This is a genomic window from Paenibacillus oralis, assembly GCF_003863965.1.
GTDB lineage: Bacteria > Bacillota > Bacilli > Paenibacillales > Paenibacillaceae > Fontibacillus > Fontibacillus oralis.
Genome location: NZ_RRCN01000001.1, coordinates 6575030 through 6600556, shown reverse-complemented (window position 1 = coordinate 6600556; position 25527 = coordinate 6575030). Strand labels below are relative to the sequence as shown.

The 25527-nt window shown below is 51.8% G+C and carries 31 protein-coding genes and 1 tRNA gene; 20 read left to right on the top strand and 12 right to left on the bottom strand.

The annotated features are described in order from the left end of the window. Positions 1-10 precede the first annotated feature (10 nt). A complete protein-coding gene (locus tag EHV15_RS29515) occupies positions 11-628 on the bottom strand; it encodes a superoxide dismutase (protein ID WP_128634384.1) in 618 nt (205 codons plus the stop codon). Between the two features lie 191 nt (positions 629-819). Here EHV15_RS29515 and EHV15_RS29510 point away from each other — a divergent pair, with 191 nt between their 5' ends. After that, on the top strand, positions 820-1071 hold the full coding sequence (locus EHV15_RS29510) for a YuzB family protein (RefSeq protein WP_128634383.1): 252 nt from the start codon (positions 820-822) through the stop codon (positions 1069-1071). A gap of 59 nt (positions 1072-1130) precedes the next feature. On the opposite strand, the gene EHV15_RS29505 is transcribed toward EHV15_RS29510, so the two are convergent. The 3 genes from EHV15_RS29505 to EHV15_RS29495 all read right to left on the bottom strand — a co-directional run bounded on the left by EHV15_RS29505 (position 1131) and on the right by EHV15_RS29495 (position 3780). Further along, on the bottom strand, positions 1131-1781 hold the full coding sequence (locus EHV15_RS29505; RefSeq protein WP_128634382.1) for a helix-turn-helix transcriptional regulator: 651 nt from the start codon (positions 1779-1781) through the stop codon (positions 1131-1133). Positions 1782-1807: 26 nt separating this feature from the next. Beyond that, positions 1808-2701 carry an oxygen-dependent tRNA uridine(34) hydroxylase TrhO gene (gene trhO / locus EHV15_RS29500; RefSeq protein WP_128634381.1) on the bottom strand — a complete coding sequence of 298 codons (894 nt, stop codon included), beginning with the start codon at positions 2699-2701 and terminating at the stop codon, positions 1808-1810. Positions 2702-3015: 314 nt separating this feature from the next. Next, a complete protein-coding gene (locus tag EHV15_RS29495; protein WP_128635605.1) occupies positions 3016-3780 on the bottom strand; it encodes a polysaccharide deacetylase family protein in 765 nt (254 codons plus the stop codon). Between the two features lie 121 nt (positions 3781-3901). On the opposite strand from EHV15_RS29495, the gene EHV15_RS29490 reads away from it, so the two are divergent. Further along, positions 3902-4333: a hypothetical protein gene (locus EHV15_RS29490; protein WP_128634380.1), complete on the top strand. Its 432-nt coding sequence runs from the start codon at positions 3902-3904 to the stop codon at positions 4331-4333. A gap of 57 nt (positions 4334-4390) precedes the next feature. Further along, on the top strand, positions 4391-4609 hold the full coding sequence (locus EHV15_RS29485; protein ID WP_128634379.1) for a hypothetical protein: 219 nt from the start codon (positions 4391-4393) through the stop codon (positions 4607-4609). A gap of 351 nt (positions 4610-4960) precedes the next feature. Here EHV15_RS29485 and EHV15_RS29480 read toward each other — a convergent pair whose 3' ends face one another. Beyond that, a complete protein-coding gene (locus EHV15_RS29480) occupies positions 4961-5257 on the bottom strand; it encodes a hypothetical protein (protein WP_128634378.1) in 297 nt (98 codons plus the stop codon). A gap of 273 nt (positions 5258-5530) precedes the next feature. Here EHV15_RS29480 and EHV15_RS29475 point away from each other — a divergent pair, with 273 nt between their 5' ends. Further along, a complete protein-coding gene (locus EHV15_RS29475) occupies positions 5531-5908 on the top strand; it encodes a tyrosine-type recombinase/integrase (protein ID WP_128634377.1) in 378 nt (125 codons plus the stop codon). A 49-nt stretch (positions 5909-5957) separates the two neighbouring features. On the opposite strand, the gene EHV15_RS29470 is transcribed toward EHV15_RS29475, so the two are convergent. After that, positions 5958-6030 (bottom strand) — tRNA-Val (locus EHV15_RS29470). A 141-nt stretch (positions 6031-6171) separates the two neighbouring features. Here EHV15_RS29470 and EHV15_RS29465 point away from each other — a divergent pair. The 3 genes from EHV15_RS29465 (at position 6172) to EHV15_RS29455 (ending at position 7280) form a co-directional block, all read left to right on the top strand. Continuing rightward, positions 6172-6405 carry a hypothetical protein gene (locus EHV15_RS29465; protein WP_128634376.1) on the top strand — a complete coding sequence of 78 codons (234 nt, stop codon included), beginning with the start codon at positions 6172-6174 and terminating at the stop codon, positions 6403-6405. A 123-nt stretch (positions 6406-6528) separates the two neighbouring features. Continuing rightward, positions 6529-6981 (top strand): GNAT family N-acetyltransferase, encoded by a 453-nt coding sequence (locus EHV15_RS29460; protein ID WP_246061822.1) that lies wholly within the window; start codon positions 6529-6531, stop codon positions 6979-6981. A gap of 59 nt (positions 6982-7040) precedes the next feature. Next, positions 7041-7280 (top strand): DUF3892 domain-containing protein, encoded by a 240-nt coding sequence (locus EHV15_RS29455; protein WP_128634374.1) that lies wholly within the window; start codon positions 7041-7043, stop codon positions 7278-7280. A gap of 45 nt (positions 7281-7325) precedes the next feature. Here EHV15_RS29455 and EHV15_RS29450 read toward each other — a convergent pair whose 3' ends face one another. After that, entirely contained in the window at positions 7326-8063 is a 738-nt protein-coding gene (locus tag EHV15_RS29450) for an MBL fold metallo-hydrolase (RefSeq protein ID WP_128634373.1), read from the bottom strand. A 208-nt stretch (positions 8064-8271) separates the two neighbouring features. On the opposite strand from EHV15_RS29450, the gene EHV15_RS29445 reads away from it, so the two are divergent. Next, positions 8272-8826, top strand: a complete 555-nt coding sequence (locus EHV15_RS29445) for a copper amine oxidase (protein WP_128635604.1) — start codon at positions 8272-8274, stop codon at positions 8824-8826. Between the two features lie 111 nt (positions 8827-8937). Further along, complete coding sequence (locus tag EHV15_RS29440) at positions 8938-9261, top strand: DUF1292 domain-containing protein (RefSeq protein WP_128634372.1); 324 nt, start codon at positions 8938-8940, stop codon at positions 9259-9261. 71 nt (positions 9262-9332) lie between these two features. Here the strand turns inward: EHV15_RS29440 and EHV15_RS29435 are convergent, their stop codons facing one another. Beyond that, positions 9333-10808 (bottom strand): aminotransferase class I/II-fold pyridoxal phosphate-dependent enzyme, encoded by a 1476-nt coding sequence (locus tag EHV15_RS29435; protein ID WP_128634371.1) that lies wholly within the window; start codon positions 10806-10808, stop codon positions 9333-9335. A gap of 188 nt (positions 10809-10996) precedes the next feature. Here EHV15_RS29435 and EHV15_RS29430 point away from each other — a divergent pair, with 188 nt between their 5' ends. Beyond that, complete coding sequence (locus tag EHV15_RS29430) at positions 10997-12259, top strand: MFS transporter (protein WP_128634370.1); 1263 nt, start codon at positions 10997-10999, stop codon at positions 12257-12259. Positions 12260-12294: 35 nt separating this feature from the next. Here EHV15_RS29430 and EHV15_RS29425 read toward each other — a convergent pair whose 3' ends face one another. Further along, positions 12295-12918, bottom strand: coding sequence for a YktB family protein (locus tag EHV15_RS29425; RefSeq protein WP_128634369.1), 624 nt, complete (start codon positions 12916-12918; stop codon positions 12295-12297). A gap of 303 nt (positions 12919-13221) precedes the next feature. On the opposite strand from EHV15_RS29425, the gene EHV15_RS29420 reads away from it, so the two are divergent. The 6 genes from EHV15_RS29420 to ptsP all read left to right on the top strand — a co-directional run bounded on the left by EHV15_RS29420 (position 13222) and on the right by ptsP (position 19802). Continuing rightward, positions 13222-13818: a hypothetical protein gene (locus EHV15_RS29420; RefSeq protein WP_128634368.1), complete on the top strand. Its 597-nt coding sequence runs from the start codon at positions 13222-13224 to the stop codon at positions 13816-13818. Positions 13819-13977: 159 nt separating this feature from the next. Next, entirely contained in the window at positions 13978-15387 is a 1410-nt protein-coding gene (gene gndA, locus EHV15_RS29415) for an NADP-dependent phosphogluconate dehydrogenase (protein ID WP_128634367.1), read from the top strand. Between the two features lie 168 nt (positions 15388-15555). Further along, positions 15556-16071, top strand: a complete 516-nt coding sequence (locus tag EHV15_RS29410) for a shikimate kinase (RefSeq protein ID WP_128634366.1) — start codon at positions 15556-15558, stop codon at positions 16069-16071. A gap of 28 nt (positions 16072-16099) precedes the next feature. After that, the gene (gene aroA / locus EHV15_RS29405; protein WP_128634365.1) at positions 16100-17392 is read left to right on the top strand and encodes a 3-phosphoshikimate 1-carboxyvinyltransferase; all 1293 of its coding nucleotides are present in this window, start codon (positions 16100-16102) and stop codon (positions 17390-17392) included. Between the two features lie 64 nt (positions 17393-17456). Further along, a complete protein-coding gene (locus tag EHV15_RS29400) occupies positions 17457-17885 on the top strand; it encodes a CoA-binding protein (RefSeq protein WP_128634364.1) in 429 nt (142 codons plus the stop codon). Between the two features lie 174 nt (positions 17886-18059). Further along, the gene (ptsP, locus tag EHV15_RS29395) at positions 18060-19802 is read left to right on the top strand and encodes a phosphoenolpyruvate--protein phosphotransferase (protein ID WP_128634363.1); all 1743 of its coding nucleotides are present in this window, start codon (positions 18060-18062) and stop codon (positions 19800-19802) included. A 276-nt stretch (positions 19803-20078) separates the two neighbouring features. Here ptsP and EHV15_RS29390 read toward each other — a convergent pair whose 3' ends face one another. Continuing rightward, positions 20079-20606: a type 1 glutamine amidotransferase domain-containing protein gene (locus tag EHV15_RS29390; protein WP_128635603.1), complete on the bottom strand. Its 528-nt coding sequence runs from the start codon at positions 20604-20606 to the stop codon at positions 20079-20081. 223 nt (positions 20607-20829) lie between these two features. Between EHV15_RS29390 and EHV15_RS29385 the strand changes: the two genes are divergently transcribed. From EHV15_RS29385 to EHV15_RS29370, 4 genes are all read left to right on the top strand, one after another. Further along, positions 20830-21264 (top strand): hypothetical protein, encoded by a 435-nt coding sequence (locus EHV15_RS29385; protein WP_128634362.1) that lies wholly within the window; start codon positions 20830-20832, stop codon positions 21262-21264. 117 nt (positions 21265-21381) lie between these two features. Next, positions 21382-21726, top strand: a complete 345-nt coding sequence (gene ytxJ / locus EHV15_RS29380) for a bacillithiol system redox-active protein YtxJ (protein ID WP_128634361.1) — start codon at positions 21382-21384, stop codon at positions 21724-21726. A gap of 108 nt (positions 21727-21834) precedes the next feature. Beyond that, the gene (gene ccpA, locus EHV15_RS29375) at positions 21835-22839 is read left to right on the top strand and encodes a catabolite control protein A (RefSeq protein ID WP_128634360.1); all 1005 of its coding nucleotides are present in this window, start codon (positions 21835-21837) and stop codon (positions 22837-22839) included. Positions 22840-22963: 124 nt separating this feature from the next. Then, a complete protein-coding gene (locus EHV15_RS29370) occupies positions 22964-23668 on the top strand; it encodes a 5'-methylthioadenosine/adenosylhomocysteine nucleosidase (protein ID WP_128634359.1) in 705 nt (234 codons plus the stop codon). Here EHV15_RS29370 and EHV15_RS29365 read toward each other — a convergent pair. Further along, the gene (locus EHV15_RS29365) at positions 23663-24841 is read right to left on the bottom strand and encodes an acetoin utilization protein AcuC (protein ID WP_128634358.1); all 1179 of its coding nucleotides are present in this window, start codon (positions 24839-24841) and stop codon (positions 23663-23665) included. The two genes, EHV15_RS29370 and EHV15_RS29365, sit on opposite strands and share 6 nt — an antisense overlap. 31 nt (positions 24842-24872) lie before the next feature. Next, the gene (locus EHV15_RS29360) at positions 24873-25505 is read right to left on the bottom strand and encodes a GNAT family N-acetyltransferase (RefSeq protein ID WP_128634357.1); all 633 of its coding nucleotides are present in this window, start codon (positions 25503-25505) and stop codon (positions 24873-24875) included. Between the last annotated feature and the right edge of the window lie 22 nt (positions 25506-25527).

The following is a 25527-nucleotide window of genomic DNA, read 5'->3' as shown; positions in this document are numbered from 1 at the left end:
GCAAAAGCGTTTATTTGCTGACAGCAGCTTCGTAACGTTTCTCAACGGCAGACCAGTTGATTACGTTAAAGAAAGCGGCGATGTAGTCAGGACGTTTGTTTTGATATTTCAGGTAGTAAGCATGCTCCCATACGTCGAGACCGAGGATCGGCGTTTTGCCTTCCATCAGCGGGGAATCTTGATTCGGCAGGCTGTATACGGACAATTTGCCGCTGCCGTCTACCGCGAGGAATGCCCAGCCGCTGCCAAAACGGGTCGTAGCCGCTTTGCTGAAATCCTCTTTGAATTTGTCGAAGCCGCCAAGCTCGTTGTTGATGGCATCAGCCAGTTTGCCGGACGGTTGACCGCCGCCGGTCGGGCCGATCGTTTCCCAGAATAACGAGTGGTTGGCATGACCGCCGCCGTTGTTGCGAACCGCGGTGCGGATGCTTTCAGGAACGCTGTCCAGATTGGAAATCAGTTCTTCCACGGATTTGGATTGCAGCTCCGAAGCGGACTCCAGAGCGGCGTTCAGGTTCGTTACGTACGTATTATGGTGACGATCGTGGTGAATCATCATCGTTGTTTCATCGATATGAGGTTCCAGTGCGTTGTTAGGGTAAGGCAAAGCAGGTAATTGATGTGCCATGCTAAATCCTTCCTTTCTCCTTATAATATGTAGTTCACTTCCGACAAACCTTATTATAAATCTCTGTTCTAACTTAGTCAACATAAATGTATGTTAAGTATGTTAAATCTTTTGCAGGCATTGACAAACCTGACGGCTTTGGTCATAATGAGTGATCAAGCTATATTTTGCAAAGTTTGGGGTGATCCTGCGTGGGACTTGGCATCGTCATCGTCGAAGTATGCGACAGCAACCTAATGAGCGCGCTCGATCTGGAAAATCTGGAGCAGGAGTATCCCGAGATTGCCGTCATGCGGGCGGAATGTCTCAGTTTATGCGGATTATGCCGGCTTAGACCTTATGCCCTGGTCAACGGGAAAAGGGTAGTCGGCAAAACGACGGAAGAGTGCGTTCAATCGGTCAAGCAAGCGATCGAAGATGAATTAAAAGCTTATGATATATAGCAAAGGCAGCCGTGAGGCTGCCTTTATCTTCATGGGGGAGCAGACGGAGGTATATAAGGTTAGTCCCCGGATGTAGCCGATTTGCGCTGGCGGATGACGTAAACGCATTTTTTGCCGTTTTGGGCCAGGCATTCCGTACGCTCGACTTCAGCGTCCAGCAGCGATTCAAACAAATTCAGTTCGCAATCGCAGGCATGGTTGTACCGGGAGGCGATTTGCGAGATCGGGCAATTATGCTCCATCAGCACGAATTCGCCGCTTTCGTTTCGTTCAAGCTCCGTCATATAGCCGTTGTCGTTTTGAATTTCCGACAGTTTTTGCACCTTTTCCGGAAGCGTTTTTCCATCCATCGCGGCCAGGTATTTGCGGTTTAATTTGTCCCGCCGGCGTTCAAACAGCCGGTCTACCAGGTGCCCGCCGCTCTCCTCTTCAAGTTCTTCCAGCAAGTCGAGCGTGAGCGTATGATATTTTTTCGGGAAAAGACCTTCGGCCATTTCGGTCAAGCCGTATACCGCCGTCGGACGGCCCAGCGTTTGCCGGATCATTTTGGATTCGATCAATCCATCCCGCTCCATCGTCCCGAGATGGCGGCGTACCGCCATTTCGGTTATTTGCAGTTCGGTTGTGATTTCTTTGGCGCTGAGCGGTCCGGACGTTTTCATCATATGAAGAATCCGCTCGCGAGTGGTAAGCTCCTTGATCTGGTTCACAAAGACACTCCCTTTCGGGTAAATGATCAGCCGCGCTTCACGGCCATGGCCGATTCTTTGCAAGCGTCGGAACAGTAGCCATGGTGCTCCGTCTCGCATTCCTCGCAGCAAACGTGCTGCAAGTTGCAGACCGGACAGTTGATGTAACGGTCATGCGAAGTTCCGCAGTGGTAGCAATGGCCGATGACGACATCTTCCGCGGTCCGGTTGATCGGCACGGAGATCCGTTCGTCGAACACGTAACATTTGCCGTCGAACAGACGGCCCTGCGCTTCAGGGTCTTTTCCGTAGGTGACGATGCCGCCTTCCAGTTGGGACACGTCGCCGAAACCTTCGCTTAGCAGGAAGCCGGTCAGCTTCTCGCAACGGATGCCGCCGGTGCAGTACGTCAATATCTTTTTGTCCTTGTAGTCGCTCAGGTTGTTGCGGATCCATTCCGGAAACTCACGGAAAGACTCGACCTCCGGGCGGATTGCTCCGCGGAAATGGCCGATATCGTATTCATAATCGTTGCGTCCGTCGAGGACGATGACATCCTCGTTTTGCAGTTGCTCGTAAAATTCGGCGGGCGAGAGCCGTTTGCCGCTGATCCGGTTCGGATCGAGTTCCTTTTCGTAACGGAACGTGACCAGTTCCTTTTTGTGGCGGACGAACATTTTTTTGAAGGCATGGCCGTCTACTTCATCGATTTTGAACACAATATCCGAAAATAACGGATTGGCCCGCAAATCCCGCATGTAGCGCTCGGTTTGCTGGGTTGTGCCGGACAGCGTGCCGTTAATACCCTCCGATGCGATCAGGATGCGCCCCTTGACTCCGAGGTCCTTGCAGTACTGCAGGTGCTCGGCGGTAAATTGCTCGGGATCTTCAATGCGAACGAATTTATAAAACAATAAAACACGGTAAACGTGCTGTTCCATGAGTAATCACCTATCTATGTGGATTCTACTGCATTGTAGTTGAATTTTATAAGCTTAGTCAATATTAAAGTATAGTAAGTATATTAATACGAGTCCAGTGGATATTGTATCCTGTGCGGCTTTTTCGTGTTTTCAGGCCTTTGGGAGCTTGATCAAGGCGGCGATAATAACGGAAACGGAGGTCTCTCCCTGAAGAGAGGCCTCCGTTTTTTGTGTAACCTTTTGCCGGATGTTCATGTAAAAACCTATTTACGCGGTTCTTTTTCCATGCCGTCCTCCCTGGATGATGTTTCCGTCCCTTCGTTCCCCTAACTTTAGTGGTTGACCTTTATGTGGTGATCGGGGGTCACTTTATGGGTAAGCAGCTCGGATACCGTCACAAAGGAATAGCCCCTGCTTTTGAGCTCGGGCAAAATGATTTTGAGCGCCTGGGCCGTTTGTTTGCTGTTATGGACATAATCATGCATCAGAATGATATCTCCGTTGCGAGCATTGTTAACGACTTTACGTACGATTTTGTAAACACCTGGCGAAGTCCAGTCCAACGTATCTTGATGCCATGACCAGAGGATCAGTTGCAGCCCGTTATTTTTCGAAGCTTCTACGATTTTTTCGTTATAATGCCCTCCCGGAGGACGGAACAGTACCGGTTTTTGTCCGGTTGTTTCAAAAACCGCTTGTTGGGTCTGACTTAGTTCGGACATGATGGAGCTTGTCGTTATGTTATGAAAGGACGGATGGTGAAAAGAATGGTTTCCGATTTCATGACCTTTCGCCAGCTCCAATTTCACGATTTCAGGAAAACGCCGCACCCTGTCGCCTACCACGAAAAAGGTCGCCTTTGCCTGGTATTGATCCAAAATGTTCAGAATTTCTTGGGTCGACCGATCATCCGGTCCATCGTCAAAAGTGAAAGCGATAAATTTTTCGTGCGTCGGAACCTCCCAAACGATGTCCCCTCGCTCCTCATAATAGCTTCTTCCTTTGGCTAGAGTATGGGGGGAAGCCTCCGTATAGGGGCACAAGAGAGAGGTCGTTAAGGCTAAAGCCAAGACAACGCCCAGTTTGTTTTTTAGCATCAGCACTTTGTTCCTCCATTGTTGTCACTTGATATGCAGACCAAGTTATGCTGCATTTGTACATTATTCGCTTAGTTTGGCTAAAAACAGCAGTTTTATCCTTTAACGGGGCGGGGCTTTTTTGAACATGCAGGGGGGAGATACCATCAAACTTTGCCCAAAAAAGAAGATCCGAATGCGCGGGCACCGGATCATTTTACTTGATTCTTTTCAGTTCAGCTTCCTGTTGGATGGAGCGGGCGGAAAGCAGTTCGATAATTTTGTGCTGGTTTTCGAGAATGGTTTCCACATTTTTGAGACGATCATTCGTTTCAAGCACGGCGTAGATGAGGTATATTATTTAAAAAGCGGAGAGATCATTGAAGTTAAGGTAGAAACAAATGATGATCTCAAAACTTACCATACGAAAATAGCAAACGTTCTTTTTAATCCTTACGCTGTACCAAGTGGTCAGAAAGTTGCCACTATCAGTATTCCATCTGCAAATAAACAGGAGATCATTACAATAAAAACAGGGGAAATAGCAGCGTATAAGTTTAAAGAGGCAGATTAAGCACCCTAACCGGAGCTTTTTCTTAAATAAGTTAGATTTTTAATGCAGGAGGGTAGCGTGGATATTTTTTCGGGAATTGATTTATGGGAATCAATCGGACCCCTTATCATTACCGGTATAGCTGTTGCTTTTATTGGAGTATTTTTCTATTTCGTCATAAAAAATGTTGAAAACAGCACTTTACGGAGCTTGCTATCAATTGCTGCGGTGGTTCTGATAATTGCAACACTTCTTGTCGTCATACTATATACAAGTGCGTCATGGGGAAGTCGCTAATATTAGCGGCTTTTTCTTTTAGAGGGGAGAGAGGTGGCAACACATCGAGTATCATCTCTATACGACACCATAGCTGAGATAATGGTAAAGCAGGCTATAAGAGAATCAAGGCTTCAAAAACAGGTGATACGCGGGGAACCTTCTTGTCAGCAAGTGCCAGACGACCAACACACTGACCAGCAGCACATTGTAGACGTGATCGATTCTTACTCACCTTCAGCTTCATGAGATTGCTCAAAAGACTTTTAAGAATAACAAGAAAGTAACCCCGTTATCTTACTTAGTCGGAACGTCAACAGTCTTTCATGCCATATAGAAAAAGAAAATCCGATGCGCAGGCACCGAATCGGTTTATTTGATTCTTTTCAGTTCAGCTTCCTGCTGTATGGAGCGCGTAGATAGCAACTCGATGATTCTGTGCTGGTTCTCCAGAACTTCTTCCATTCTAATTACCCGCTCATTAGTATCTAGCACAGCTCTTTTAATTAAGTGTTGATCTTCTTCAATACGGCTAAGACGTTGATCCATTGATTTAAGATGCTGATTTACTTCCTGGAACTGTTCGTCATTCCGATCCAAATGTTCATTAACTGCCTTTAATTCTTCACGGACAACTGATTGCAATAATTGCTTTAACTCATTATCCATTAATACCGCTCCTTCAAACTTTATGTTGCTATTTTATCAAAAATTAATACTTAGCGCTATCGAGATTTTGAGCATATTCAGGGGAATTTATTAAGGAGGTAGATGGTTGTGGTGGCGATTTTCGCAATTTTAAAAAAATTACATAGTTCTAGAAATGCTGCTATGACAAAATTGGTAATGCCCCTTACCCATTTCGTTTAATCCAACGAAATGGTGATGGAGTGATAGTGTCCTGCCTTATTACAAAAATAATGGAGGTATGAAGACCGCGACATATACGAGGATAACAGTCTGCTGATCTGTACGTCTCTTGGAACGCCTCTTTTCCCGCGGAACTTAAATCGATCGTTCTACAGAATCATTGAGAAGGTGAATACAGATATTGAGCAGCGCCGGGCAAATGGAGAGCAGATTGAGCCGCTGAAGAAAATCCGGTTCCACGATCTCCGGCATACTCATGTGGTGATGCTGCTGAAGATGCGGGAAAACAGCAAGCGGATCGCGGAGAGAATGGGATGGTCCAGTATCAAGATGCTCGACCGATATTCTCACATCACGCCGCACATGCAGCAGGAGACAGCGGACGCATTCGGAGAAATGTTTTTCTCGGCACCAGATGCATGTTTTGGAGGCTTATTTGAGTGCGAATAATAGCCTTTAAAACGCCGAAAACCCTTGATATACAAGGGTTTTCTCTCTATGATCTGCAGTGGGCTCGAACCACTGACCCCCACCCTGTCAAGATGGTGCTCTCCCAGCTGAGCTAGCAGATCAAAATATTGTGAAGACAAAATTTATAATAACAGGCTGAGACGACTCTGTCAAATGTTTTTTTGCGTATATCCGGAGCGGCATGAGACAACACTGGAATATGCCAGCTTTGGCAAGGTTATTACCAGGAAAGGATGTTTCAGATGCGGCGATACTTCAATAAATCCCCGGTAGGACAGAACCGGAAAAAAGGCGCCGGATGGGCGGTCATTTTGGCTGCGGCCGTCCTGCTTGCGCTGGTTAGCGCCTGCAGCCTGGCACCGGATCGGGCGACGATGGACAAGCAGGCGAAGGGTTGGCCATGGTCGTTTGGCGCATCCGTTTCGGACGAAGTATACTCACCGACGATCACGGAAGATGTGTACTCTACGGAATAAGCTTCATAGGCCCGGAGTATTCCTCGTCCCATTTGCGGAACTATACATAAAAACTATTTTTTTGTATAATAATGCAATCCAAAATAACAGATGAACGAGAGAAACCGTGGGAGGGGAAGCCTGGTGTCAGCCGCTACGATTATACAAGCCAAAACAGAGGAACAATTGGAGAAATGCCTGGACATCCGCAAGGAAGTGTTTGTGGAGGAGCAACAGGTGCCGATCGATTTGGAAATTGACGAGTACGACAAAATCGGTCCTGATGTTCATCATGTGCTGATCGAGTTGAACGGGGAATACGCCGCCACCGGACGGCTTACTTACTATCAGGATAATTCGGCGAAAATGCAGCGGATTGCCGTACGCAAACACTTTCGTTCGCAAGGCGTCGGAAAAATACTGCTGATCGCCCTGGAAGAACTGGCGCGCGAGCTTGGACTTGAGAAATCGGTGCTTGATGCGCAGTGCCAAGCCGAGGGCTTCTATGCGAGGCTGGGCTACGAGACGATTTCGGACGAGCCGTTTGATGACGCCGGCATCCCGCATGTGCGTATGGTCAAATCGTTGAAGTCATAGTTTTCGGGTTTTGGGGCAATCTATAATCATACTTCTTGATAAGGAGATGTGATCATAAGATGGCCCTGAATACCAGAGAAACGTTTATCGCAGTCCGCAAAAACGGCGACGGTGACCTGGAGGCGTTTAAAACGTCGGGCGGGCGGGTGCTCGATTACGAGCAGGCGCTTCAGGAAGTTAATGCCGGCGCCATCGCCGGTGTCAACGTATTTAAAGGCCGGGACGGCGAAATGTATATCCGCGGCGACGCCGACGGAGATCCGTCGAACAACCTGGACAACCTGCCAAGCTTTGAATAGGAAAACCTCCGGCCGAAGAGCCGGAGGTTGTTTTTTTATTACCCTCTAAAGCGTATAAATTTCGTGCTGGCGCAGAAAATCCATCTCCCCGGTTTTCCCGATAAACGACTCCATTTCGTCTCCATAATGCATCAGCAAAATTTTGGTTTGAATCTCCGGCGGCAAGGAGAGCAGCTCCTGAAGTGTTGTATGTACTTCGCCCGGGCCGGTAAGCTGGACCTCGTGCAAAATTTTCCGGCAGTTTCTTTCCCTTACGAGCCGGGTCAGCAGCTCCGGCTGAAATGTTTTATCCGCACTGTAAAAAATCTCGCCGTTAAAATAAAGCGAATAGCTTGCTCTACCCGGAATATGCGGCGTCTGGATAATTTCCACCGAAAGGCCCGGCGACACTCGCTCGATTTGTCCTTCCGTGAGGAGTCGGACCTCAAAGGCGTCGTCAAGCGAGTCGATAATCCCATCCTGGCTAAGTCCGCCTTTTAACGTGTTTTCCCATAACGGGCGTACCAACTTGTCGGCGATGTAGAGAACCGGTTTCTTCCCGAAACCGTATTTCATGCGAAAGGCGAATTCTTCGAGACCTCCAACATGGTCGCCATGGATATGCGTGATGAGAATCGCGTCGATTTCATCCAGCGGTTTGCCAAGCGTATGCAGGGCGAGTGGTGCGGTAATGCCGCAGTCGATCAGCAGCGTATAGTCCTCCGCATAGAGGAGACCGTTGTTGTTAAAGTACTTTTTGGCGAATGCCCCGCCCGTGCCAAGCATCTGCAGACGAAGTGTCATAAATATCCCCCTTGTGAAAGTTGCATCCTTCCCTTTAATGTACTCCAATTCTCTTCAAATCGAAAGCCCCGGAGCCGGGACCGAAGCGAAGCAGGCGGACAGGACGGAAAAAATATCCGGCTTTTACCGGTAACACCGCAACTTGCCCGTACAGGCGGAGTATAAATTTATATCAACATGAATCAAATGGAGGGTTCATACAATGAAATTGAAATGGAGAAGAGTTGCTTTCCTTGTCATAGCTTTCTCTCTGATGGGAGGTTCCATGCTGTTTGCCGACGCGACCAGTCAGAAAGTGAAACTGCTGCTGAACGGACGCGAACTGGAAGACGGCGGATATATTGTTGACGGAAAAACCTACGTTCCTTTGCGAAATCTCGAGGGCTTGGCCGAATATAACGACGGAACGAAAACGGTGAACTACTATAAACCAAACGTTCATATGTTTTTGTTTACGGATGACGGAGTGTTTGGGGATATCAAAAAGACGGGCAAGCTTAAATTTTACGTGTTTTCGCAAATCGATAATTTGAAGACGAATATTTCGGCGGTCCGCGTCTCGATTACGGCGCCAGACGGTACCGTCAAGGAGATCCAAACCGATGAAATCAAGGAGCAGCGGGATAATTTCTGGTTCCGCACCAAAGACTACACGTATGACTTCAAAGCAACCGGGCAGTACACTGTCGGATTTTATATGAAACCGGCCGGAGGAACGGATTTTGTGCTGGTATCGGAGAAAGGAATCAAAGTCCTGGAATAGGAGCAGAATAATCTACATTGCAAGGCTGGGAAAATTGACCTGTCCTTCCGAAAATGTTACGATACGGGGGATAAGGCAACACTATTAAAACCATTAAAGCGAGGTAATTCAATGAGCGACCACAATCACGAACACGGCGAAGCGTGCGGATGTGGACATGACCATGATCACGATCATGAGCACGAAGAGTTTGTGTTGACGCTGACGGACGAACAGGGCAACGACGTAGAAATGGTTCTCGTCGAAACGTTTGACGTAGGCGAAAAATTGTACGCACTTCTGTTGGAACGGAACAATCCGGGAGCGGACGGCATCATTCTCCGCATGGAAGAAGAAAACGAAGAAATGGTGCTTTACAATATCGAAGACGAAGAAGAATGGAAGCAAGTGGAGGAAGCATATAACGAACTTGTCTCCCAGCTTGATGAAGCTTAATAACGGTTTGCAAACAATCAAAGCTCCCCGGATTTTCCGGGGAGCTTTGATTGTTGCGGCATAAACTCCGATCAGAAGATCGGATCCGCCTCCACAATAACCTTTACGTTTTCGATCTTCCGGTCTTCCGGTCCTTTCACCGGCAATCCGACCTCCACATGATCGACGATATAGTCGATATTATCCTGGGAGATGACTTCGCCGGGGAGCAAAATCGGAATACCTGGCGGATATACATAAATAAACTCGGCAATGATCCGGCCGGCCGATTCCTTGAACGGTATCACTTCGGTATCGGCGTAAAAGGCGTCCCGCGGAATCAGGGATAGCTGCGGGATTTCCGGCACTTTAACGATAAGCTCGTTTGCATTGCCTTCTTTGTAGTAAATGCCGGACAGCTCACGCAGCGCAGTCAGCAAAATGTCGGCGGTTTCCCGCGTATCCCCCGGTGTAATCAGACAGAGGATATTATACATATCGCTGAGCTCAACCTCGATATTATAATGCTCGCGCAGCCAATTTTCCGTCTCGTAGCCGGTGATGCCCAAATGTCGGACATGGATCGTAATTTTGGTCGGGTCATGGTCGTAGGCCGCTTCACTGCCTAAAATTTCCCGCCCAAAACAGTATAGCCCTTCGATTTGGTTAACCGCTTCACGGACGTATTGCGCCAGCTCCATCGATTGCTCGGCCAGTTCGCGGCCATAGAGCGCCAGATTTCTCCGGGCGGTATCCAGGGAAGCCAGCAGCAAATAGGATGTTGACGTCGTTGTCAGCATACTGATGATCGTTTGAACGCGCTGCGGATTTACATAACCGTTTTTCGTGTTAACGTTTAGAATCGAGCTCTGCGTCATGGAACCGCCGAGCTTGTGAACGCTTGTCGCCGCCATATCCGCACCGGCCTGCATGGCCGACATCGGCAGCTTCTCGTGAAAATGGATGTGCACGCCGTGCGCCTCGTCCACAAGCACGGGGACATGAAAGCTGTGGGCAAGGTCGACGATTTCTTTCAGGTTGGCGCATACGCCGAAATACGTCGGATTAATGACCACAACCGCTTTGGCGTCGGGATGACGCTGCAAAGCGCGGCGCACCGAGGACGTCGTAATGCCATGATCGATGCCGAGATTGAAATCCTGGGACGGCGATACGAAGACCGGCTTGGCCCCGGCGAAAATAATCGCCGACATAACCGATTTGTGGATGTTTCTTGGAACGATAATTTTTTCGCCCGGCGAACAAACGGATAATATCATGGTCATGATGGCACCGCTCGTGCCTTGAACGGAAAAAAACGTATGGTCCGCGCCAAACGCATCGGCGGCGAGCTTTTGCGCTTCCTCGATCACGCCGGTCGGCTGATGAAGATCGTCCAGCGGCGCGATGTTGATCAAATCGATCGACAAGGCGTTGTCGCCAATAAATTCGCGAAATTCTTTATCGGTGCCGAGCCCCTTTTTATGCCCGGGAATGTGAAATTGAACGGGATTGCCGGCCGCGTGTTTTTTGAGTGCGGTAAAGAGCGGCGTGCTTTGATGATCCATATGGGCCATCCCTGCCTTTCATCGATAAAATGTAAACAAGCTTGAGTATAACAAAAACGGTTCGGAATGCAAGTGAACATTGGCGAGGGATAGGGAAATAGGGTGACATCGGGTTAGAACGCTCCCCAAAAGGGACAAACTAAAACGGAGAAATCATATTTGGAGAAATCGCGGAGGGGATTTTTGCCATGGAATTAACTTCAGGAATCGCGCGCAAAAAACTGCTTAATCCTACGTTCGCCTGCCTTTGGATCATTATGTTTTTGGTAGAATTCGTGAAGGGTGCGCTGATCGTTGCGGTACTGCCCGTGTATATGGGGGATGTGCTGAAGCTCAGCGCCTTTGCGATCGGTTTGTCTTTTTCGCTCCAATATATCGGAGACAATGTGTTTCGCAGCCCGTCGGGCTGGCTGATCGAACGGATCGGCTTTCGCGTGACGATGACGCTTGGCCTTTGCCTTACGCTCGGGGCGGTGGCGATGATCGCTTTTCTGCAGACGATGGGATTTCTCGTGCTCGGCTGCACGCTGCTGGGAATCGGGACGGCGCCGCTGCGGCCGTGCGTTATGATGGGCATTACGGCGGTGACGGAAGAAAACAAAAACTTTGCCACGGCGATGGGGGTTATGCAAATTTCCAGCCTGGGCGGAACCGGATTGGGTCCGGTGCTGATCAATTTTTTCGTGGACGGTTCCTATCGTCCCGTGTTTTGGTTCCTATTGGCCTGCGTCGCGCTGGTGGTGATCGTATCGCTGTTTCTTCCCGGAAAAACCGGCAAAACACCCGGGGGCAAACCGGGGGAAGCCGGTCCCGGGACCTTTGGCAAGACGCTGTGGCAGGGAGGGTTGTGGCGCCATATTCGCGCGACGCTCCGTGAGGTCAGGAGCAATTTGCATGTCAGCCCGCTGCTTTATCCGGCGCTGTTTCTGCAGTCTTTTGCCGTGGGGCTGCTGACGCCCGTCATTACGTTATATGTTCGGTCCGAGCTCGGTTTGACGCCGGAAACGTTCAGCGCCATGCTGGTGGTCGGCGGGGGCATCACGGTGGCGGGGCTGATCCCGATCGGGAAGCTGGTGGACCGCTTTGGGACACGTTGGTTTTTGCACGTCGGATTTGCTCTTGCGGCCGTATCGGTTGGCATTTTCGCGGTAACGAAATCCGTATCCCTGGTATGGTTGCTCGTCATGTTGATCGGGGCAAGCTACGCCTTCATTCTTCCGACCTGGGATACAATGCTCTCGCATTTGCTGCCGGAAGGGGAGAGAGGCACAGTATGGGGGCTGTTTCTCACGATACAAGGCTCCGGAATGGTTGTGGGGCCAATCATATCGGGCAAAATGTGGGATGTTTTGGGACCCTCCGCTCCATTTCTCGCCAGCTCGGCGGTGATGGCCTTGCTGTTTTTTCTCCATATCGGAATCGCCAGAAACACAAAAAGCCTCCGGGGGTAACCCCGAAGGCTGGCCATCGTTCACCGGCGGCCGTTTCAAAATGCGTTTTTGTAGAGCGGAAGCAGCGTCTGGAACGTTTCTTCGATCGTTTGGACCAGCTTGCTCCCGTCCCCAAGCAGAGGGTTGTCCTGTTCCAGGCGCAGTCCGCACATGATCTCGGCTTTTTTCACCTTTTTCAACTGTCCGGCCCATTGCTTAAGCAGCTTGCTGTCCGCCTCCTGATGCGGCGTGCCGCCGGGATCCATGTGATCGAGCGACCAGTAGAAGCCGCCCGGAATCGTTTTTTTCACCTGTGCCGCATGCTTGTCCAGGTAATTGGCGAACACTAACTTGTTTGGGCTTTCGTAGATGATGGCAAAAATGATGAACAAGTGGGTGGAGAACATGCCGACTTGAAAATGAGGCAGCGCTTTATAACCTCGTTTGCTCGCGGCCCAGGCCACCCATGTATCGTTTGGCGGATTGACCGTGCGCCGGGCGTGCTTGGCGACATGCGGGTGCATCTCTTCTCCGCAAAGTGCGGACAAGTATGGCGCAAGCTCCGCTCCGAGCGTTTCCAGCTTCGGTCTGATCCGGTTAATAATCGCTTCCATCCGGGGCTCTAGTCCCGGAACGGTCAACGCTTGAAAATCCTGCTGCGCAAAACCGGGAAATGTCATGTGCTTGATACCTCCAGCTTTATCAAATCAGAAATACATTATGGTGTTTTTTGCCTGCCATCAGTATAACATACCACCCCCAAGGATGCGTCAACCGGGGCCCGAAACGGGTAAAAATAATCAATAAACCAAGTTCCGTTACATAAGATGGAGTATAAGATAAGGTAAGCCGCAGCGAGTTTTTGTTCGAAGCGCAACCAAGAAGTAACGCTCACAAAAACTTAGCGTATGCTTTCGAAGGGAGTTTTTGTACGAAGCGCAACCAAGAAGTAACACTCACAAAAACTTTGAGGAGGGAGTGCCGTGAATAAAAGCTATGAGGTTGAGTATTGTAATCTGGAACTCCGATTTGACCGCCGGCACATTCAACAATTGATCCGCGATTTGATCCAAGACGGGTATTCTTTATATTGGAGCGAAAACGAATCCGTATTCATCATTTCCGTCCGCACCGGACGCAAGCTGACGAAGCTGAAGTTTCAACGTCTCGCCAAAGGATACAAGCTGGTTGGCGATTACGTGATCCGTGACGCCAAGCTGGCCGAATGGCTGGAGAAACTGATCGGCGAGCTGCGCGGTCACGCCGTGGTCAAACGGTTCAAGGACAGGCAAATTGTGATCGAAAATATTTTGTTCGGCGAAGTCATCCGATTAGTGGAAATCTCCGGGATGGAGCACCGGGTCATTTTTCAAAAAGGCCCGACTTTGAACACGGAGCAGCTTGCCGAAATGTTCGCTTCCGACAAAGCGGAGCGGCAGCTGGCCGATTTGCAGCAGGAGCTGGACGCCGAACTCGACAGACTGTATGAAGCGCTGCAAAACGGCGACGAAGCCGCCTCGGAAGCCTGCAAGGAAAAACTCCGCAAGCTTCGCCTGGAGCTGATCCGCCTTGAATGGTAGCGGTTCGTTTGGCCCAGAATAGAATAAATATATTTATGCGGTTCCCCCCAATTCATGTCGGGGGATGTTTTTTGAAGGCAGACCAGGGTTCACTTCTGTACACAAAACTGTTAAAATGATATTATTGAACAAAAATATAGTGTGCAAAGGATGGAGACCATGTCAAAACAACAGATTGGCGTTATCGGCCTTGCCGTCATGGGCAAAAACTTGGCCCTGAATATTGAGAGCCGGGGCTTCACCGTTTCGGTGTTTAACCGTTCTCCCGAAAAAACGCATGACCTTCTGGCGAACGAAGGCAAAGGGAAAAACCTTGTCGGCACGTTCTCCGTGGAAGAGTTCGTCAATTCGCTCGAAGCTCCGCGCAAAATTTTAATTATGGTACAAGCCGGTCCGGCTACGGACGCGACGATTGAACAGCTGCTTCCTTACCTGGATCAAGGCGATATCATCATTGATGGAGGCAACGCCCACTTCCCGGATACGCAGCGCCGCAGCAAAGAGCTTGAGGCCAAAGGCTTCCGCTTTATCGGCACCGGGGTATCCGGCGGCGAAGAAGGCGCGCTGAAAGGTCCTTCCATCATGCCGGGCGGACAAGAAGACGCCTACAAACTGGTTGAACCGATTTTGACGGCCATTTCCGCCAAAGTAAATGGTGATCCTTGCTGTACATATATCGGACCGGACGGTGCTGGACACTATGTAAAAATGGTGCACAACGGCATTGAGTACGGCGATATGCAGCTGATCGGCGAAGCTTATCATTTGCTGAAGGATGTACTCGGCGTTGACGCCAAGGAATTGCACGAAATTTTCTCCGAGTGGAACAAAGGGGAGCTTGACAGCTACCTGATCGAAATTACAGCTGATATTTTCTCCCAATATGATCAAGAAACCGGCAAACCGATGGTGGACGTGATTCTCGACGCCGCCGGGCAAAAAGGAACCGGCAAATGGACAAGCCAAAGTGCGCTGGATCTCGGCGTGCCGCTGTCGATGATTACGGAATCCGTGTTCTCCCGCTTCCTGTCGGCGATGAAGGAAGAGCGCGTGGCGGCCAGCAAAATTTTGAACGGCCCGGCCCAAAAGCCGTTTGCCGGCGACAAACAGGCATTTATCGAAAATGTGCGCAAAGCGCTGTTCGCCAGCAAAATCGTCTCTTACGCTCAAGGTTTTGCCCAAATGCGCGCCGCTTCCGACGAATACGGCTGGAATTTGAAATACGGCAACATCGCGATGATTTTCCGCGGCGGCTGCATTATCCGTTCCCAGTTCCTGCACAACATCAAGGAAGCCTACGACCGCGATCCTGCGCTCAAAAACCTGCTGCTTGACCCGTACTTCAAAAACGTGGTCGAAAGCTACCAGGACGCGTGGCGCAAAGTCATTGCCGCTGCCGTGGAGAACGGAATTCCGGTTCCGGGCTTCGCCAGCGCCTTGTCCTACTACGACAGCTACCGTACGGAGCGTCTGCCGGCGAACCTGCTGCAGGCGCAACGCGATTACTTCGGCGCGCATACATTCAAACGGGTCGACAAGGAAGGCGTCTTCCACCATCAATGGTTCTAAGAAGGACGTAAAGTGGATAGAGCGATACGCCCAGCCGCCGGAGAGACGTCATGTCTCTTCGGCGGCTTTTTTGCACCCAGAGATGGAATGATGCGGAGCAAGTTCGTATTGAAAATATGCCGGCCTGTGTTATGATATGGGAAAGTTGCAAGTAGGTGAAGAAAACATATGCGTACTGCCAAAAATAATATCGTGCTGATCGGTATGATGGGCACGGGCAAATCGACCGTCGGGTCATTGCTTGCGGCCGAAGCCGGCCTCCGCCTTGTTGATCTCGATCAGATGATCGTCATGGAAACAGGGCGGTCGATCCCGGAAATTTTTGCGGAAAAAGGGGAAACGTTCTTTAGAGACACGGAATCGCGGCTGCTTGGTCAAGTTCTCGCGGACGACGAAGGCATCGTGCTGGCGACCGGCGGCGGCGTCGTGCTGCGTGAGCAAAATTGCCGCGCGATGCTGAAGAACGGGCTGGTCATCGCTTTGAAAGCGTCGGCGGATGACATTATCGCCCGCGTCGGCGAGGACGAAAACCGCCCCTTGCTGGCCGGCGGCGCCAAAGAGCGGGTAACCGCGCTGCTGGAGGAACGGAAAAGCGCCTACGATTTCGCGCATCATACCGTGGATACGACGGGGAAAACCGCAGAGCAGGTAGCACTTGAGATTTTAACGCGTTGCCGCGGTTAACGATCAACAACGAAAAGGGGAATGTAACATGGACGTAATCGTAAGGCCTACGCCTGAACTGACTGGAGACATTGGAGCCCTGTCTTCCAAAAACTATACGACCCGGTATTTGCTCGTCGCCGCTTTGGCGGAGGGCACAAGTACCGTATATTATCCCGCACACAGCGAAGACAGCGACGCGATGCGCCGCTGCATCGCAGATTTGGGCGCGGTGCTGAACGAGGACGAGGAGAAAATCGTCATCACCGGCTTCGGACGCCGGCCGAAGGACGTCAAGGAGCTGAACGTCGGCAACGCGGGCGCGGTGCTCCGTTTCCTGATGGCGATCGCTTCGCTTTGCCCGGATGTGACGTTCGTCAATACGTACCCCGATTCGCTGGGCAAACGCCCGCATGACGACCTGATCAAAGCGCTTGGCCAGCTTGGGGTAGAGGTCGAACACAACGAGGGCCGCCTGCCGATCCGCATCCGCGGCGGAGCACCTAAAGGCGGGAAGATCCGCGTGTCCGGCGCGGTCAGCTCGCAATATTTGAGCGCTCTGCTGTTTTTGACCCCGCTGCTGGACGAGGACAGCGAAATCGAAGTGCTGGACGATCTTAAATCGAAGGTGGTCGTAGGGCAAACGCTGGAGGTGCTGGAGCAGGCGGGCATCGTCATCCATGCGAGCGACGATTACATGCATTTCCGCGTGCCGGGACGGCAAAGCTACCAGGCGAAAACCTACACGGTGCAGGGCGATTACCCCGGGTCGGCGGCGATTTTGGCGGCGGCCGCAATCACGAAATCGGACGTTAAGGTTCATCGGCTGGCCGAGCGCAGCAAGCAGGGGGAACGCGCCGTCGTGGACGTGCTGCAGATGATGGACGTGCCGCTCACCCATAGTGACGGAATCGTGCACGTACGCGGCAACGGCCGGCTGCGTCCGGTCGAGTTCGACGGCGACGCCGCTACCGACGCGGTGCTGGCCATGGTCGCGGCCGCAGTATTCGCCGACGGCACCTCGCGTTTTTACAATGTGGAAAACCTGCGTTACAAAGAGTGCGACCGCATTACGGACTTTTTGCAAGAGCTGAAAAAAGCGGGGGCTAACGTGGAGGAACGCCGGGCCGAAATCATCGTACACGGCCGTCCGGCCGGACTGGAAGGCGGCGTGGAGATCAACGCGCATTACGATCACCGGGTGATCATGGCGCTGACCGTCGTAGGTCTGCGCTGCCGGCAGCCGCTGGTCATTAAGGATGCGCATCATGTGGCCAAATCGTATCCGCAGTTTTTCGACCATATCACCTCGCTTGGCGCATCCGTGGAACGGGTAGAATAAACTTTTAGAGGTAGTTTTGAACTCGCATTTTTTGAATTATCCTTTGAAAGGGAGGAAGCTTAAAATGTCATTTGAAAATCCAAGCCGTGAAGAGATCAAGCAAATTTTGCTGAACGCTGGAAATATCGCCGTCGTCGGCCTGTCGGATAAAACCGACCGGACCTCCTACATGGTCGCGCAGGCGTTGCAAAGCAACGGCTACCGCATTATCCCGGTAAACCCTACTGTAAGCGGGGAAATCCTCGGCGAAAAGGTGTATGCTTCCCTGTCGGACATCCCTGAACCGGTCGACATCGTCAACGTATTCCGCCGCAGCGAACAGACGCCTCCGGTTGCCGAGGAAGCGGTGAAGATCGGGGCGCGCGTGCTGTGGCTGCAGCTCGGAATTTTTAATGAGGAAGCGTATGAAATCGCCGCAAAAGGCGGACTTACAGTCATTATGGACCGGTGCATCAAGGTGGAGGACAGCATTTTGATCGGAAAACGAAGCTGATAAGCTTTTTTGCCGGAGGCCCGTCTGCAAAGAGGGGCCTTTTGGACTGTGGCTTTTTCCTTTGACAAATTTGTCGGGCTGGGCTTACCATAATGGAATAGAGAGAGGGTATCCTATAAAGGAACCGCGGTTTCGAAAACCGGAACTTCAAAGCAGGACATAGGGGGTCACTACATGATACAGGGGATCGGAGCAGCAGCGGGGGTTGCTATCGGCAAAGCTTTTGTGCTGCCCGCCTGGGAATGGGATGTGCCGGATCGACGGATGGAAAAGGTGGATCTCGCCAAGGAATTCGAGCGTTTGTACGAAGGCATACGGACGTCCAAAACCGAGATCGAGGTCATGAAGAATGAAATAAAGGAAACGGTCGGCGCGGAGGAATCGGGCATTTTCGATGCCCATTTGGCCATTCTGGAGGATCCCGTTTTTATGAGTGAAATCCGGGGGATCATCGAACGGCAATACAAGGCGGCGGAGGTGGCCGTCAAGGAAGCGATCGATCATTTTGTCACGATGTTTGATCTGCTGGACGATGAGTATATGAAAGAACGGGCGCTCGACATCAAGGACGTCGGGAACCGGCTGCTTAAGCATTTGCTCGGAACGCCGGATATTACGCTGCCCGCGGATACGCAGCCGTATATCCTGGTCGCCAAGGAATTGTCTCCTTCCCAGCTCGTGCACCTTAACCCGGACAACGTCCTGGGGATGGTCACGATGGCCGGCGGCAAAACGTCCCATTCCGCCATTATGGCCCGGGCTCTGGGCATCCCGCTTGTATCCGGACTCGAGCATAAACTGACGGAACCGGTGCAAACGGGTGATCTGTTGGTCATCGACGGCGACGAGGGGCAGGTATATCTCAATCCTGGTCCGGAAATCATCAAGCGTTACACCGAAGTCGCCGAGAAGCAGCGGCGCCGAAAGGAACAGCTGCAGCTGCTGGCGGCGGTGGAAGCGGTAACGAAGGACGGCGTCCGCCTGCGCCTGGCCGGGAATATCAGCTCGGTCAAAGATTTGGAGCTGGCGGTGAAATACGGGGCCGAAGGCGTAGGGCTGTTCCGCACGGAGTTTTTGTACATGGACCGGACCACGTTCCCGGGAGAAGACGAGCAATTTGAAGTATACCGGCAGGTGGCGGAAAAAGCCGGCGCGTATTCCGTTGTGATCCGGACGCTGGATATCGGCGGCGATAAACAGCTCGAATATTTCGAACTGCCGGAAGAAGACAATCCGGTGCTCGGGTATCGGGCGATCCGCATCAGCCTTGACAGCAAGGAGCTTTTTCAAACCCAACTGACGGCGATTTTGCGCGCCAGCGCTTACGGCAACGTGAAAATCCTGTATCCGATGATCTCCTCCCTGGAGGAAATTCGGGCCGCAAACCGGATTTTGGAGGACGCCAAACAGGATTTGCGCGCCCGCGGCCTTAGTTTTGATCCCGGCGTTCAGGTTGGGGTCATGATCGAGGTTCCGGCGGCGGCGGCCATTGCCGATCTGCTGGCCCAGGAAGCGGACTTTTTCAGCATCGGCACCAATGATCTGGTTCAGTACGTTCTGGCCGTTGACCGGATGAACGAGAAAATCGCGCACATGTATCACCCGTATCACCCTGCCGTTCTCCGCATGTTGAAGCAGACCGTCCAGGCTGCGAAGGAGGCGGGGATTCCGGTAAGCGTCTGCGGCGAAATGGCCGGGGACGAGAGGGCGGTTCCGCTGTGGCTCCATCTGGGGGTCAGCGATTTGAGCATGTCGCCGCAGTCGCTGCTCCGGGTAAAACACCGGATTTTAAATAGTTATGCAGGGGAAAGCCGGGAGGCCGGCGCCGCATGCTACCGCTTGCCGACCAGCAACCAAATCGAAGCCGAGCTCGATCGTTTCGGTTACGAGATGGAGCAGGAGCGGCTTGGCAAATAAGCTCTTTTAAGCCCAAAAAGACCAGTAAAGCGCAGGTAGCTTTACTGGTCTTTTTTAGCAAGTCGGCATCGTCATTGGATATATCCAATAGAATTGGAAAAACACTGGTAAATACAATCGCTTGATTGGATATTTTCCAATAGACGGTGCTCAGTGGGAGGCAAAACAGGCGGTTTGAGCAAAATCTATTGGATATTTTCCAATGAGAGTTCAAAATGACGTGCGATTTCCGTCAATCTATTGGATTCTTTCCAATTGAACTGCCATTCTCACATTTTATCGCGCGGCCAGCGCATCAACGAAAGCTTTCCCGTACTCCGGCAAATCCGGCGGACGGCGGGCGGATACGATATGTCCGTCAACGACGACCGGTTCATCTTTCCAGATGGCTCCGGCGTTCTCCATATCATCGCGGATCCCCGGCGTGGAGGTCACGGTCGCGCCCTTTAAAATCCCGGCGGAGACAAGCACCCAGCCGGCGTGGCAGATTTGGCCGATCGGTTTTCTCGCTTCATGCATCTCGCGGACGATTTGCAGCACTTTCCCGTACCTGCGCAGCTTGTCCGGAGCCCATCCTCCGGGGACAAGGATGCCGTCATAGTCGCTGGAATCGATTTCCTCAAAGGAAAGTTCGGCTTCGGCCGGTACCCCGTACTTCCCTATGTATTTTTTGCCTTTCTCCGCACCAACAAGCCGGACTTCCGCACCTTCCTCGCGAACGCGATAGACCGGGTACCAAAGCTCCAAATCCTCAAAATCTTCGTCTACCAAAGCGATAATCTTTTTACCAGTAAGTCTCAAAATCATCTCCTCCTATCATTTGGCGCCCTTGACGAAATTCCCATTCAATATTTTAATTGTATCAAAAATGATGAGTATTTGCATGCCCTGAGGCTCCAGGACTATTTCCATGGATGGTAAAAATAAGTGTTATCTGCTAATGGAAGGAGATACCTCGGGAAGGTCGAATATATATAGTATTCATCGCGGCAACTAAAATGTAGTAGATTAAGATGAGGTGGGTACCGTGCGAAAGCACTGTCATTGCGGGCAAATGATGAATCTAGGCTTCAGGCTGGTTATTTTTGAAGGAATCTATGAGATCGACCGGGTTCCGATTTATGAATGCGAGGATTGCAATTATTATGAAGTGCTGCCGGAAGTGAAAACGGATTTAACCGACATGCTGGCCAAGCTTAAGCGGGAGAGGACGGAAGAGCGGATCGTTTTTACCGAGCGGAATGAACTGGCCGATTTGATTTTCGGAATTTACCGCCAGTGGAACCGGATGGAGACGTCTTCCTTTGAAGCGCTGCTCGAGCAGCACTGCGAGGAGAGAATCAACCTTCTGCTCGATTTATTCGGATGCGCGAAGAACCTGGGCGATACGGAGTGGATGGATGACATCTCCAAACGTTTGGCCCAATTGTCCAAATTTATCAAAAATCGTCAGCTTTCTTAAGTAAATTCATTGACATTTTCACGTTTTTTTCATTTCAGGTTGTATTTTTATTTCCCTTTTTGATAATATATCAAAAGAACCTATGGTGAGTGTTATTGAAAAGGGGATGGAACGATCATGTCCAAATGGATCAGAATAACTTCGACTGAGCAGCTCCATGAGGCGCTTGAGGCTTCAGCAAGCAGGCCGCTTCTGCTCTTCAAACATAGTACACGCTGTCCGATCAGCGCGGGAGCGCACCGGGAAGCGGAAGCCTATTTGAACGGCCATCCGCGTGAAGACGTTACATACGGGCTGATATATGTCATTGAAGATCGAGCTGTGTCGAACGAGGCCGCGGAGCGTCTTGGCGTCAAACACGAATCCCCACAGGCTATATTGGTCAAGGATGGACAAGCCGTCTGGCACACCTCCCATTCAAGCATTACACAGGCAGCGCTGCAGGGAATTCTGAAGGTTTGAAGCGTTGTCATTGCATAAAGTAGTATTTTGTCGTATCATAAATTTAATTGAAGCTCCGGAACTTTACCGGATGAACGAGTGAAAATCTATGGCAATGGAGAGAAGAATGTGACGGTTACCATTTACGATGTGGCACGTGAAGCAGGCGTCTCGATGGCCACGGTTTCCCGGGTTGTCAACAACAACCCCAATGTGAAGCCGCAGACCCGGAAAAAGGTATACGAAGCGATCGAACGGTTGGGCTACCGTCCAAACGCGGTCGCGCGGGGTCTTGCCAGCAAGAAGACCACCACGGTAGGCGTGGTGATCCCCGATATCTCGAATTCGATTTTTGCGGAAATCGCCCGGGGTATCGAAGATATTGCGAACATGTATCACTATAACATTATTTTATGTAACGCCGACAAGCGGAAGGAGAAGGAAATCCGCGTCATCAATACGCTGCTTGAGAAGCAAGTGGACGGGCTCCTGTTTATGGGCGGCACTGTGACGGACGAGCATATTCAGGCGTTCCAGACGTCATCGGTTCCGATCGTGCTTTGCGCGACGAGCGATGAGAAAGGACAGTATCCGTCGGTGGACATCGACCACGAAGCGGCTGCGTTTGATGCGGTCAGTACGCTGATTCGCCATGGTCACCGGGATATCGCGATGATCAGCGGAACGCTGCAGGATCCGGCGAACGGTTATGCCCGTTTCCAGGGCTACAAGCGCGCGTTGGAAACAGCGGAGATTCAGTACCAGGAAGATTTGGTGCGGATCGGCAACTACCGTTACGAATCCGGCGTGGAAGCGATGAAGTACTTCCTGGGGCTTAAGAAACGTCCTACGGCCATCTTTGCGGCAACGGACGAAATGGCTATCGGCGCGATTCACAGCATTCAGGATGAGGGACTCAAGGTTCCTGACGACTTTTCGATCATCAGCGTTGACAACATCCGCATGGCTTCGATGGTGCGTCCGCAGCTCACGACCGTTGCCCAGCCGATGTATGATTTGGGTGCGGTGGCGATGCGTTTGCTGACCAAACTGATGAAGAAAGAGAACGTGGAGAATCCTCGCGTGATTTTGCCGCATGAGACGATTTTGCGATTGTCGGTCAGCCACGTGTAGTGCGTTTTCTTTGTAGAAAGAGATATCAGACACAGAAAAATATATATGAAAAAGGTTATACGACGGAAAAAGCTCCTTTTTAGGAGCTTTTTTGAGTATTTAGGAAATCAAAGGAGTGATAAGCATGGCTAAAACGATTGGCCTGATGGGCGCCATGGATGAAGAAATCGCCCTGCTGCTGGAGCGGGTGGAAAACCAGGAATCGGCCGTTATGGCGGGCATCCGCTTTGTGAAAGGACGGTTGCACGAAAAAGACGTCGTCGTCTGCAAATCCGGGGTCGGGAAGGTCAACGCGGCGTTAGCGGCCCAATTGTTGATCGACCGCTTTGAGGCCGGTACCATATGGTTTACGGGCGTAGCCGGAGCGGTTCATCCGGATCTGGACGTTGGCGACATCGTTATCTCGTCTTCCTGCCAGCAGCATGATATGGATGTAAGACCGCTTGGGTACCCGCGCGGAACGGTGCCTTATCAGGAAGTGTCCGACTACCCCGCGGACCCGGCGTTCATCCGTTTGGCCGAACAGGCCTGCGCCCGATTGTGCCGGGATCACAAATACATTGCCGGCCGGGTGCTGTCCGGCGATCAATTTATCGCCGACCGCGACTTCGTCAGCTCGGTGTTGTACACGGAGATGGGGGGAGCCTGCGTGGAAATGGAAGGCGCCGCGCTTGCGCAGGTCTGCTATATGAACAAAGTGCCGTTTGTCGTCCTGCGTTCCATCTCCGATAAAGCGGACGGTTCGGCGGATATGAGCTTCGCCGAATTCACGAAGTTGGCCGCGCGGCGTTCGTTTGAAATTCTGAACGATATGCTGCGGCAGCTATAAATAATCCTGCAATGCAACCGCGAGCGTCTCGCGGTTTTTGGCCGTGATTTCCGCCCGGCGGGGAATGCCGTCCCAATGCGACAGGTCGTCCAGCCAGGTGTCCGGGAGCGAAAAGGACGTTTGGTTTTGCCACCGTTTTATCCAGGCTTCCGGGAGTTTGGCGTCCGGCAGCCGCGCTAAGGTTTCTTTTAGCGGGTGGCCGCTCATCTCAAGCCAGAGCAGGCTCCAGGCGCGCGGAACGACCCGCCAGAAATCGTAGCCGCCTCCGCCGACCGCGACCCAACGCCCTTCGCAGTACGTATGGGCAAGCTCGTGCAGGATTCCGGGCATTTGCCGGTAAATCTCCATGCTGCAGTGGATATGGGACAACGGGTCCAGGGCATGGGCGTCGCAGCCGTGCAGGCTGACGATCAGATCCGGACGAAAATAATCTGCCAGGCGCCGAACGGACTGCTCAAAGCACTCCATCCATGAATCGTCCTCGGTATACGGCTGCAGAGGAAGGTTCATGCAGGCGCCGTAGCCTTGATGCTCCCCGCGCTCCGGCAAAAATCCGGTCCCCGGAAACAGATATTTGCCTGTTTCGTGAATCGAATAAGTGCATACATCCGGGTCCGAATAAAAACTCCACTGCACCCCGTCCCCGTGGTGGACGTCCGTGTCCACGTAAAGCACGCGCGCGCCGTAACGGCGGCGGGCGTAGTCAATTGCCACGGCGGCGTCGTTGTAAACGCAGAAGCCCGCGGCTTTGGAGGGCAGGGCGTGATGCAGCCCGCCGCCCAAATGGAGGGCGTGCGTGCTCGCGCCCGACAGCACCGATTCGACCGCCGCTACGGTGCCGCCAACGATGCAGGAGGCCGCCTCGTGCATCCCGGCAAAGTACGGCGTGTCTTCATCCAGCAGGCCGTATTGCTCGGCGCGGCTGACCCAGGCCGGCTCCGGCGGAGTCCGGCTTAAGTTTTTTACGGCTTCCACATAAGCGGGCTGGTGAATCCACAGCAGTTCTTCCTCTGTCGCCGGACGCTGCCGGAGCAAATGATCCGGCTTCAAGGCGCCAACCTCTTTTAACAAATCCATCGTTAATTCCAGCCGGATCGGATGGAACGGGTGCTGATCATGGAACCGGTATTTCCGCTCTTCTTCGTGATGAATAAATAAAGCGCTTCCAGGCATGGAATCACACGCCTTCCTTATTGATGCTTGCTTAATACATGAAACGCTGCTGAAAACGGATGCGGTCGAACTGTTCCTCGGAGGAAAGTGGGACCTCTTTGCCGATCCGGACCATCAGGCAATTCGCCGGATGGGAGCAAATTTCCGGATCATCGGTCGCGTACCAGACCATGTTGACCGTCTTCATGAGCCGTTCCATCATGTTGCGGTAATCCCAAACGCTGAGGCCGCTGTTCTTCAAATCCCAATGCCAGTAATATTCGGTCGTAAACACGATATACCGCTCCATTTGCCCATCCTCGAAAGCGGTCCGGATCATTTTCGAGCCGAGCCCTGCGCTGCGGTATTCATCGGCCACTTCGACGGCCCCCAGCTCGATCAGGTCGGGCATACGCCCCTGAGACCAGCGCTCCAGCTCGTCGGGATAATGGAAAGTGACGTACCCGATAATCGTCGCTTCGCTCCGGGCCAAAATGATCCGCCCTTCCGGGAGAGAGGCGATTTCAACCAAAGCGGCGTGCTGATCCCCAGGCTTCCGAAAGGCGTCCAGATCCGGATGCATTTGCAATGTTTGGAGATGGGACGGGGTAACGGGACCTTCCACGATAATTTCGCGTTCATGGTAGGGCAGGGTGTGGCGGATATAGGTTTTTTGGTGTTCCATTTTGCCGCCTCCTTTGCTCGTT

Bases quoted from the DNA above. Each gene is read 5' to 3' on its own strand.
- EHV15_RS29515 (WP_128634384.1), bottom strand. From the start codon at position 628: ATGGCACATCAATTACCTGCTTTGCCTTACCCTAACAACGCACTGGAA.
- trhO (WP_128634381.1), bottom strand. From the start codon at position 2,701: ATGGAACAGCACGTTTACCGTGTTTTATTGTTTTATAAATTCGTTCGC.
- EHV15_RS29495 (WP_128635605.1), bottom strand. From the start codon at position 3,780: ATGCTAAAAAACAAACTGGGCGTTGTCTTGGCTTTAGCCTTAACGACC.
- EHV15_RS29480 (WP_128634378.1), bottom strand. From the start codon at position 5,257: ATGGATAATGAGTTAAAGCAATTATTGCAATCAGTTGTCCGTGAAGAA.
- EHV15_RS29465 (WP_128634376.1), top strand. From the start codon at position 6,172: ATGCGGCGATACTTCAATAAATCCCCGGTAGGACAGAACCGGAAAAAA.
- EHV15_RS29455 (WP_128634374.1), top strand. From the start codon at position 7,041: ATGGCCCTGAATACCAGAGAAACGTTTATCGCAGTCCGCAAAAACGGC.
- EHV15_RS29450 (WP_128634373.1), bottom strand. From the start codon at position 8,063: ATGACACTTCGTCTGCAGATGCTTGGCACGGGCGGGGCATTCGCCAAA.
- EHV15_RS29440 (WP_128634372.1), top strand. From the start codon at position 8,938: ATGAGCGACCACAATCACGAACACGGCGAAGCGTGCGGATGTGGACAT.
- EHV15_RS29435 (WP_128634371.1), bottom strand. From the start codon at position 10,808: ATGGATCATCAAAGCACGCCGCTCTTTACCGCACTCAAAAAACACGCG.
- EHV15_RS29430 (WP_128634370.1), top strand. From the start codon at position 10,997: ATGGAATTAACTTCAGGAATCGCGCGCAAAAAACTGCTTAATCCTACG.
- EHV15_RS29425 (WP_128634369.1), bottom strand. From the start codon at position 12,918: ATGACATTTCCCGGTTTTGCGCAGCAGGATTTTCAAGCGTTGACCGTT.
- gndA (WP_128634367.1), top strand. From the start codon at position 13,978: ATGTCAAAACAACAGATTGGCGTTATCGGCCTTGCCGTCATGGGCAAA.
- EHV15_RS29410 (WP_128634366.1), top strand. From the start codon at position 15,556: ATGCGTACTGCCAAAAATAATATCGTGCTGATCGGTATGATGGGCACG.
- aroA (WP_128634365.1), top strand. From the start codon at position 16,100: ATGGACGTAATCGTAAGGCCTACGCCTGAACTGACTGGAGACATTGGA.
- EHV15_RS29400 (WP_128634364.1), top strand. From the start codon at position 17,457: ATGTCATTTGAAAATCCAAGCCGTGAAGAGATCAAGCAAATTTTGCTG.
- ptsP (WP_128634363.1), top strand. From the start codon at position 18,060: ATGATACAGGGGATCGGAGCAGCAGCGGGGGTTGCTATCGGCAAAGCT.
- ytxJ (WP_128634361.1), top strand. From the start codon at position 21,382: ATGTCCAAATGGATCAGAATAACTTCGACTGAGCAGCTCCATGAGGCG.
- EHV15_RS29370 (WP_128634359.1), top strand. From the start codon at position 22,964: ATGGCTAAAACGATTGGCCTGATGGGCGCCATGGATGAAGAAATCGCC.
- EHV15_RS29365 (WP_128634358.1), bottom strand. From the start codon at position 24,841: ATGCCTGGAAGCGCTTTATTTATTCATCACGAAGAAGAGCGGAAATAC.
- EHV15_RS29360 (WP_128634357.1), bottom strand. From the start codon at position 25,505: ATGGAACACCAAAAAACCTATATCCGCCACACCCTGCCCTACCATGAA.